The organism is Thermophilibacter sp. (genome assembly GCF_966187215.1).
The window spans coordinates 1-7,645 of the sequence record NZ_CBIFYV010000070.1 but is presented as its reverse complement, the minus strand read 5'-3'; the positions used below and the strand labels follow the sequence as shown (position 1 = coordinate 7,645).

The 7,645-nt window shown below is 66.9% G+C and carries 4 protein-coding genes and 2 pseudogenes; all 6 read right to left on the bottom strand.

Annotated elements, in window-relative coordinates; genetic code table 11:
- Positions 1-1,458 (bottom strand): annotated as a pseudogene (locus ACWTSU_RS05885) (DNA-directed RNA polymerase subunit beta'); the annotation flags it as partial.
- Positions 1,459-1,460: 2 nt separating this feature from the next.
- Positions 1,461-4,919 (bottom strand): DNA-directed RNA polymerase subunit beta, encoded by a 3,459-nt coding sequence (rpoB, locus tag ACWTSU_RS05880; protein WP_455138947.1) that lies wholly within the window; start codon positions 4,917-4,919, stop codon positions 1,461-1,463.
- 549 nt (positions 4,920-5,468) lie between these two features.
- Positions 5,469-5,855, bottom strand: coding sequence for a 50S ribosomal protein L7/L12 (rplL, locus tag ACWTSU_RS05875; RefSeq protein WP_455138946.1), 387 nt, complete (start codon positions 5,853-5,855; stop codon positions 5,469-5,471).
- A gap of 81 nt (positions 5,856-5,936) precedes the next feature.
- Positions 5,937-6,458: a 50S ribosomal protein L10 gene (rplJ, locus tag ACWTSU_RS05870; protein WP_455138945.1), complete on the bottom strand. Its 522-nt coding sequence runs from the start codon at positions 6,456-6,458 to the stop codon at positions 5,937-5,939.
- Positions 6,459-6,728: 270 nt separating this feature from the next.
- On the bottom strand, positions 6,729-7,436 hold the full coding sequence (gene rplA, locus ACWTSU_RS05865; protein ID WP_455138944.1) for a 50S ribosomal protein L1: 708 nt from the start codon (positions 7,434-7,436) through the stop codon (positions 6,729-6,731).
- 85 nt (positions 7,437-7,521) lie between these two features.
- Positions 7,522-7,645 (bottom strand): annotated as a pseudogene (locus ACWTSU_RS05860) (50S ribosomal protein L11); the annotation flags it as partial.

The following is a 7,645-nucleotide window of genomic DNA, read 5'->3' as shown; positions in this document are numbered from 1 at the left end:
AAGCACGTCCCAAACCTCGGGCTTGGCGCGCTCGACCATCTTCTTGGCGGACTTAATATTGGAAGCGGTGCCATCCTCGACCAGCTTCTTCATGACGAACGGCTTGAACAACTCAAGCGCCATTTCCTTCGGCAAGCCGCACTGCCAAATCTTAAGGTCCGGACCGACGACGATAACCGAGCGGCCGGAATAGTCAACACGCTTGCCAAGCAGGTTCTGGCGGAAGCGGCCCTGCTTGCCCTTGAGGGCCTCGGCCAGCGACTTGAGCGGGCGACCGCCGCGGCCGGTGACCGGACGGCCCCTGCGGCCGTTGTCGAAGAGCGCGTCCACGGACTCCTGGAGCATGCGCTTCTCGTTGTTGACGATGATCGCCGGGGCGTCGAGGTCGAGCAGGCGCTTGAGGCGGTTGTTGCGGTTGATCACGCGACGGTAGAGGTCGTTGAGGTCGGACGCCGCGAAGCGGCCGCCGTCGAGCTGCACCATCGGGCGCAGGTCGGGCGGGATGACCGGGATGACGTCGAGGATCATGTTGGCCGGGTCGTTGCCGCCCTTGAGGAAGGCGTCGACGATCTCCAGGCGCTTGATGGCCTTCTCACGCTTCTGCTTCTGGGCGGTGTCGGAGGCGATGACCTCGCGCAGGGACGCGGCCTCGGCCTCGAGGTCGATCCCGCGCAGCAGGTCGCGCACGGCCTCGGCGCCCATGCCGCCCTTGAAGTAGATGCCGTAGTAGCGCTTGAGCTCCGAGAAGAGGCCCTCGTCGGAGATCAGCTCGCGCTCCTCGAGCTGCATGAACTTCTCGTAGGCCTCGGTGCGCAGGCGCTTCTCGTCCTCGTACTCGGCCTCGAGGTCGGCGATGCCGGCACGGATCTCCTCGTCGGAGAGCGGCTCGATGTCGCCGAACTCGTCGTCGCCGCCCTCGCCCTGCTCGCGCAGGCGGGCGATCTGGTCGTCGCGCTCGGCGTCGAGCTCCTCGAGGTCGGCGTCCAGCTCCTCCTTGAGGTCGGCGGCGTCGGCCTCGCGGGCCTCGGTGTCGACCTTGGTGATGATGTAGCTGGCGAAGTACAGGACCTTCTCGAGGTCCTTGCTCTTGATGTCGAGCAGACGGGCCAGCGGGAAGCTCGTGGGACTCTTGAAGTACCAGATGTGGCTCACGGGCGCGGCCAGCTCGATGTGGCCCATGCGCTCGCGGCGCACCTTGGCGGTGGTCACCTCAACGCCGCAGCGCTCGCAGACGATGCCGCGGAAGCGGATGCCCTTGTACTTGCCGCAGGCGCACTCCCAGTCCTTGGTCGGGCCGAAGATCTTCTCGCAGAACAGGCCGTCCTTCTCGGGCTTGAGCGTGCGGTAGTTGATGGTCTCGGGCTTCTTCACCTCGCCGTGGGACCAGCTGCGGATGCGGTCGGCCGAGGCCAGCGAGATCTTGATAGCGTCGAAATCGGTGGTGTCGAAGTCTGCCACTGCTACTCCTTATCGCTTGCGGCGTCACCGGCGAGAACGGCCTCGGCGCCCTCGAGCTCCTTGGCGAGGCCGCGGGCGAGCTCGTCGGCGGCGTCGGACGCGTCGTCATCGGACATCTGGGCGAACACGTCGACGGCGCTCTCGGCCTCGGTGCCGGCCTCGGGCTCGGTGCGCTCGGCGCTCTTGCGGTAGGAGATCGGCTCGATGTCCAGGGCGAGCGAGCGGATCTCCTTGACGAGGACCCTGAAGGACTCGGGGATGCCCGCCGCGGGGACGTTCTCGCCCTTGACGATCGACTCGTAGGTCTTCACGCGGCCGTTGGTGTCGTCCGACTTGACCGTGAGGATCTCCTGCAGGACGTTGGCGGCGCCGTACGCGTACAGCGCCCAGACCTCCATCTCGCCGAAGCGCTGGCCGCCGAACTGGGCCTTGCCGCCGAGCGGCTGCTGGGTGACGAGGCTGTAGGGGCCGGTCGAGCGGGCGTGGATCTTGTCGTCGACCATGTGGCCGAGCTTCAGGATGTAGGAGGTGCCCACCGTGATCGGGCTCTTGAACGGCTCGCCGGTGCGGCCGTCGAAGAGGGTCATCTTGCCGAGGCTGTTGAGCTGCGGGACGAACTCCTCGCGCATGTGCTCGCCGTAGTCCATGCGGGCCTTGTTCATCATGTTGATGTTGGTGCGGCGCAGGACCTCCGCGACCTCGACGTCCGTGGCGCCGTCAAAGACGGGCGTGGCCACGGGGATCGGGCCGGGCACGTAGCGGTCGGAGTTCTCGGACTCGTCGTCCCAGCCGTGGGCGGCGCCCCAGCCGAGGTGGCACTCCAGGAGCTGGCCGACGTTCATACGCGAGGGGACGCCCAGCGGGTCGAGAAGCACGTCGACGGGCGTGCCGTCGGCCATGTAGGGCATGTCCTCCACGGGCAGGACGTTGCAGACGACGCCCTTGTTGCCGTGGCGGCCGGCGATCTTGTCGCCCTGCTGGATCTTGCGGCGCTGGGCCACGAAGACGCGGACGAGCTCGTTGACGCCGGGCGGGAGGTCGTCGCCGGCCTCGCGGCTGAAGCGGACCACGTCGACGACGCGGCCGTAGGCGCCGTGCGGCATCTTGAGCGAGGTGTCGCGGACGTCGTGCGCCTTGGCGCCGAAGATGGCGCGCAGCAGGCGCTCCTCGGCGGTGAGGGCCGTCTCGCCCTTGGGCGTGACCTTGCCCACGAGGATGTCACCGGGGCCGACCTCGGCGCCGATGCGGATGATGCCGTCGTCGTCGAGGTTGGCAAGCATGTCCTCCGAGAGGTTGGGGATCTCGCGGGTGATCTCCTCGGAGCCGAGCTTGGTGTCGCGGGCGTCGATCTCGTGGCGCGAGATGCTCACCGAGGTGAGCAGGTCCTCCTGGACCACGCGCTCGGAGACGATGATGCCGTCCTCGTAGTTGAAGCCCTCCCACGGCATGTAGGCCACGGTGAGGTTGGCGCCCAGCGCCAGCTCGCAGTGGTCGATCGAGGTGCCGTCGGCGAGCGGCTGGCCGGCCTCCACGGTGTCGCCCGCGTGCACGATCGGGCGGTGGTTGATGCAGGTGGACTGGTTGGAGCGCTCGTACTTGGGCAGGTCGTAGCGCTCGGAGCCGTGCTCGTCGGAGTAGACGACCACGTGCGCGGCGTCAACCTCGGTGACGGTGCCCGCGTGCTCGGCGCGGATGAGCTCGCCGGAGTCGAGCGCGGCGCGCTCCTCCATGCCGGTGCCCACGTAGGGGGCGTGCGCCTTGATCAGGGGCACGGCCTGGCGCTGCATGTTGGCGCCCATGAGCGTACGCTTGGCGTCGTCGTGCTCGAGGAACGGGATGAGGTTGGCAGCCACCGAGAGCAGCTGGCGCGGCGAGACGTCCATGTAGTCGACGTCGGCGACGTTGACCTGGGCGGGCGCGCCAAAGGAGCCGTCGAAGTCGCGGGTGCGGGCGATGACGCGGTCGGGGTGCGTGATGTTGCCCTTGGAGTCGACCTCCACGAAGCGGCCCGTCTTGGGGTCGAACGGCGTGTTGGCCGGGGCGATGTTGTGCGACTCCTCCTCGTCGGCGGTCATCCAGTCGATCTCGTCGGTGACCTTGCCGTCCACGACGCGGCGGTACGGCGACTCGATGAAGCCGTACTCGTTGACGTGCGCGTAGAGCGCGAGCGAGCCGATCAGGCCGATGTTGGGGCCCTCGGGGGTCTCGATCGGGCACATGCGGGAGTAGTGCGAGTTGTGGACGTCGCGGACGGCCGTCGGCACGTTGGTGCGGCGGCTGGAGCCGGACTTGTGGCCCGCGAGGCCGCCGGGGCCGAGCGCGGACAGGCGGCGCTTGTGGGTGAGGCCCGACAGCGGGTTGGCCTGGTCCATGAACTGCGACAGCTGCGAGGAGCCGAAGAACTCCTTGATGGCGGCCACGATCGGGCGGATGTTGATGAGGCTCTGCGGCGTGATGTCGTCGGCGTCCTGCGAGGCCATGCGCTCGCGGACCACGCGCTCCATGCGGCTCATGCCGATGCGGAACTGGTTCTGCACGAGCTCGCCCACGGTGCGGACACGACGGTTGCCGAAGTGGTCGATGTCGTCGACGCGCTTGGTGTCGTCGCCCTCGTGCAGCGCGAGGAGGTAGCGGATGGCCTCCACGATGTCCTCGGTGGTGAGGACGCGGCTCGTGGCGTCGTCGCCGAGCTCGAGCTTCTTGTTCACCTTGTAGCGGCCCACGCGCGCCAGGTCGTAGCGCTGCGGGTTGAAGTACAGGCCGTCGAGCAGCAGGCGGCCGGCGTCCGCCGTGGCGGGCTCGCCGGGGCGCTGGCGCTGGTAGATCTCGCGCAGGGCGGCGTCGCGCGTGGTGGACGCGTCGCGCTCGAGGGTGTTGCGGACCACGTCGGAGTCACCGAGGAGGGCGTAGACCTCGTCGTCCGTCTCGGCGATGCCGAGGGCGCGCAGGAACACGATCGCGGACTGACGGCGCTTGCGGTCGATGGAGACCACGAGGTGGCCGCGCTTGTCGACCTCGAACTCAAGCCACGCGCCGCGGGCGGGGATGAACTGAGCCTTGTGCACGCGCACGCCGTTGTCCATCTCGGTGGAGAAGTACACGCCCGGGGAGCGCACGAGTTGGGAGACGACCACGCGCTCGGTGCCGTTGATGATGAAAGTGCCGCGGTCGGTCATGAGCGGGAAGTCGCCCATGAAGACGAGCTGCTCCTTCATCTCGCCGGTCTCCTTGTTGACGAAGCGGACGTCAACGAAGAGCGGCGCCTGATAGGAGATGTCCTTGGCGCAGCACTCTGCTATGGTGTGTGCCGGGTCGCCAAACTGGTGGTCTCCGAAGACGACCTCCATGGTGTGGGCCGAGTTCTCGATTGGCGAGAACTCGGCGAAGGACTCCGCGAGCCCCTCGCCCATGAAGCGCTCGAAGGACTCCTTCTGAACCGAGATGAGGTTCGGGAGCTCCATCGCCGGGGCGATCTTGCTGAAGGTCCTGCGTCCGTTGATACCCTGTGGTTTGGTGAGAGCAGTCTTTGCGGTAGACACCAGGCTTTTCCTCCTTCTTAAGGGTGGAAGGCGGCAATTGTCGCAACGTAATAATCTACCGAAATGTTCCCTACCGGTCAACGAAAACGCTTGACTTGCCGTGAGTTTTCGAGTATGGAACGTGTCCCGTCGCTGACCTGCGGAAACGTCGCTGACCTGCGGTGCCGTTTGTGGCGCTTTTGTGAGTGGGGCTAATCGCGGTGGATTCGACCGGTGACCAAGCGCTTTGGAATCGCCGTATGTCAGTGGCTATTCTCCGTGTGTGCTCAGAGATTCGCGGAAGTCTGTCGCTGGAGTAACAGACTTCCGCGAATTCCCGAGCAGGCTCCCCCGAGAAGCACCGACTTGCGGCGATTCTCGAGCGCACAACGAGAAGGACGGGACCGCCCGCCAAGCCGCGACGCAAAAAGGGGCCGGACCCGAAGGTCCGACCCCTGAAGGTGCGCGATGCGCGTTACCCGGTAAGCGAACTTACTTGAGGGTGACGGTGGCGCCGGCCTCCTCGAGCTGCTTCTTGGCGGCCTCGGCGTCCTCCTTCTTGGCGCCCTCGAGGACGGCCTTGGGGGCACCCTCGACGACCTCCTTGGCCTCCTTGAGGCCGAGGCTGGTCAGAGCGCGGACGACCTTGATGACGGCGATCTTGTTGTCGCCGAAGCCCTCGAGCACGACGTCGAAGTTGGTCTTCTCCTCCTCCTCGGCGGCGGCGCCACCAGCGGCGGGCGCGGCGGCGACGGCGGCGACGGGGGCGGCGGCGGAGACGCCGAAGGTCTCCTCGATGGCCTTGACGAGCTCGGAGGCCTCGAGCAGGGTCATCTCCTTGAGGGCGTCAATGATCTCCTCGGTGGTAAGCTTAGCCATTTCTCTGTTCCTTTCGGTCCCGTGCGCGGGGCACGGATTTCTCTTGTCTGCGATGCGCGGGCGAGCCCGCGCGGGCGGCTGCTAGGCAGCCTGCTTCTGCTCGGAGACGGCGTTGACGGAGCGCGCGAGGCCCGCGGGGACCTCCTTGACGCACACGGCGATGTCGCGAGCGAAGCCGCTGATGAGGCCAGCGAGCTGGGCCATGAGCTGATCGCGGTTGGGCAGGTCGGCGTAGGCCTTGGCCTCGTCGGCCGTGAGGGCCTTGCCGTCAGCGATGGCGCCGAGGACCTCCATCTTCTTGAGCTTCTCGGACTCCTGCTTGATCACCTTGGCGGCGTCAACGGGGTCGGTCTCGTAGAAGACGTAGGCGCAGGTGCCGGCGAGCATGTCGTCGATGTTCGGCATACCGGCGTTGGAGAGCGCGAGCTTGACGATGTTGTTCTTGTACACCTTCATCTCGGCGCCGGCCGCGCGCAGGGCGCGACGCACCTCCTGGGTCTCCTTGACGGAGAGGCCGCGGTAGTCGACGACGAACACGCCCTGGGAGGCCTCCAGCGAGTTGGTGACCTTCTCGAGCATATCGACATTGGACTTGGATGGCATGTGGTTACACCTCCCTTGTGACTGCATCGGGCACGAGCCGCCGACGCGGGCGGGCCCTCAGCAAAGAGGACCCCGCTTGGCGCAACCAAAGCGGGGTCCTCGAGGGTGCTAACTCTGAGACCACCTCGGCAGGCGGGTTTCCCCTTTGAGCCTTGCGGCACCGGCTGTCTTTGGCAGCGGACGTGCGGTGAAACGGTCGCGAGACGGGCGTCTCGCAGCGCCGATTGTGGCACGTGGCGAGAAGCCCGTCAAGCTGGCGGAAGAAACGCGCTAGTCCTCCATGAAGTTGCGCGTCTTGGTGGGGTCGATCTTGATGCCCGGGCCCATGGTGGTGGAGACGACCACGGACTTGACGTACTTGCCCTTGGCGCTGGACGGCTTCACGCGGAGCAGCTCGGTCAGCAGGGCGCCGTAGTTCTCCACGAGCTTCTCGGTCTCGAAGGAGACCTTGCCCATGGGGACGTGGCAGATGCCGTAGCGGTCGGCGCGGTACTCCACACGGCCGGCCTTGAGCTCGCCGACCATCTTGGCGACGTCCATGGTGACGGTGCCGAGCTTGGGGTTGGGCATGAGGCCGCGGGGGCCGAGGATCTTGCCGAGGCGACCGACCTTGCCCATCATGTTGGGCGTGGCGATGGCGGCGTCGAAGTTCAGCTCGCCGGCCTGGACCTGGGCGACCAGGTCGTCTGAGCCCACGATGTCGGCGCCGGCGGCCTCGGCCTCGCGGGCCTTCTCGCCCTCGGCGAAGACGGCCACGCGCACGGACTTGCCGGTGCCGTGGGGCAGCGAGATGGAGCCACGGACGTTCTGGTCGGCCTTGCGGGTGTCGACGCCCAGGCGGACGGCGACCTCGACGGTCTCGTCAAACTTGGCGGGGGCGAGCTCCTTGGCGAGCTCCATCGCCGCCTTGGGCGAGTAGAGCTTGGAGCCGTCGACCTTGGCCGCGGCGGCCTTGTAGTTCTTTCCGTGCTTGGGCATGCTTGCTCCTCCTGTGGTCAGCGGGCCTGCCCGGCCCTCCCACATCGCATGTGGAAAAGGGACTGTCCCTTTTCCACCTTAACGGCTACTCGGCGGCGACGGTGACGCCCATGGAGCGGGCAGTGCCGGCGACGATCTTCTTGGCGGCCTCGATGTCGTTGGCGTTGAGGTCCGGCATCTTGATCTCGGCGATCTTGGTGAGCTGCTCC

Bases quoted from the DNA above. Each gene is read 5' to 3' on its own strand.
- rplJ (WP_455138945.1), bottom strand. From the start codon at position 6,458: ATGCCATCCAAGTCCAATGTCGATATGCTCGAGAAGGTCACCAACTCG.
- rpoB (WP_455138947.1), bottom strand. From the start codon at position 4,919: ATGGAGCTCCCGAACCTCATCTCGGTTCAGAAGGAGTCCTTCGAGCGC.
- rplA (WP_455138944.1), bottom strand. From the start codon at position 7,436: ATGCCCAAGCACGGAAAGAACTACAAGGCCGCCGCGGCCAAGGTCGAC.
- rplL (WP_455138946.1), bottom strand. From the start codon at position 5,855: ATGGCTAAGCTTACCACCGAGGAGATCATTGACGCCCTCAAGGAGATG.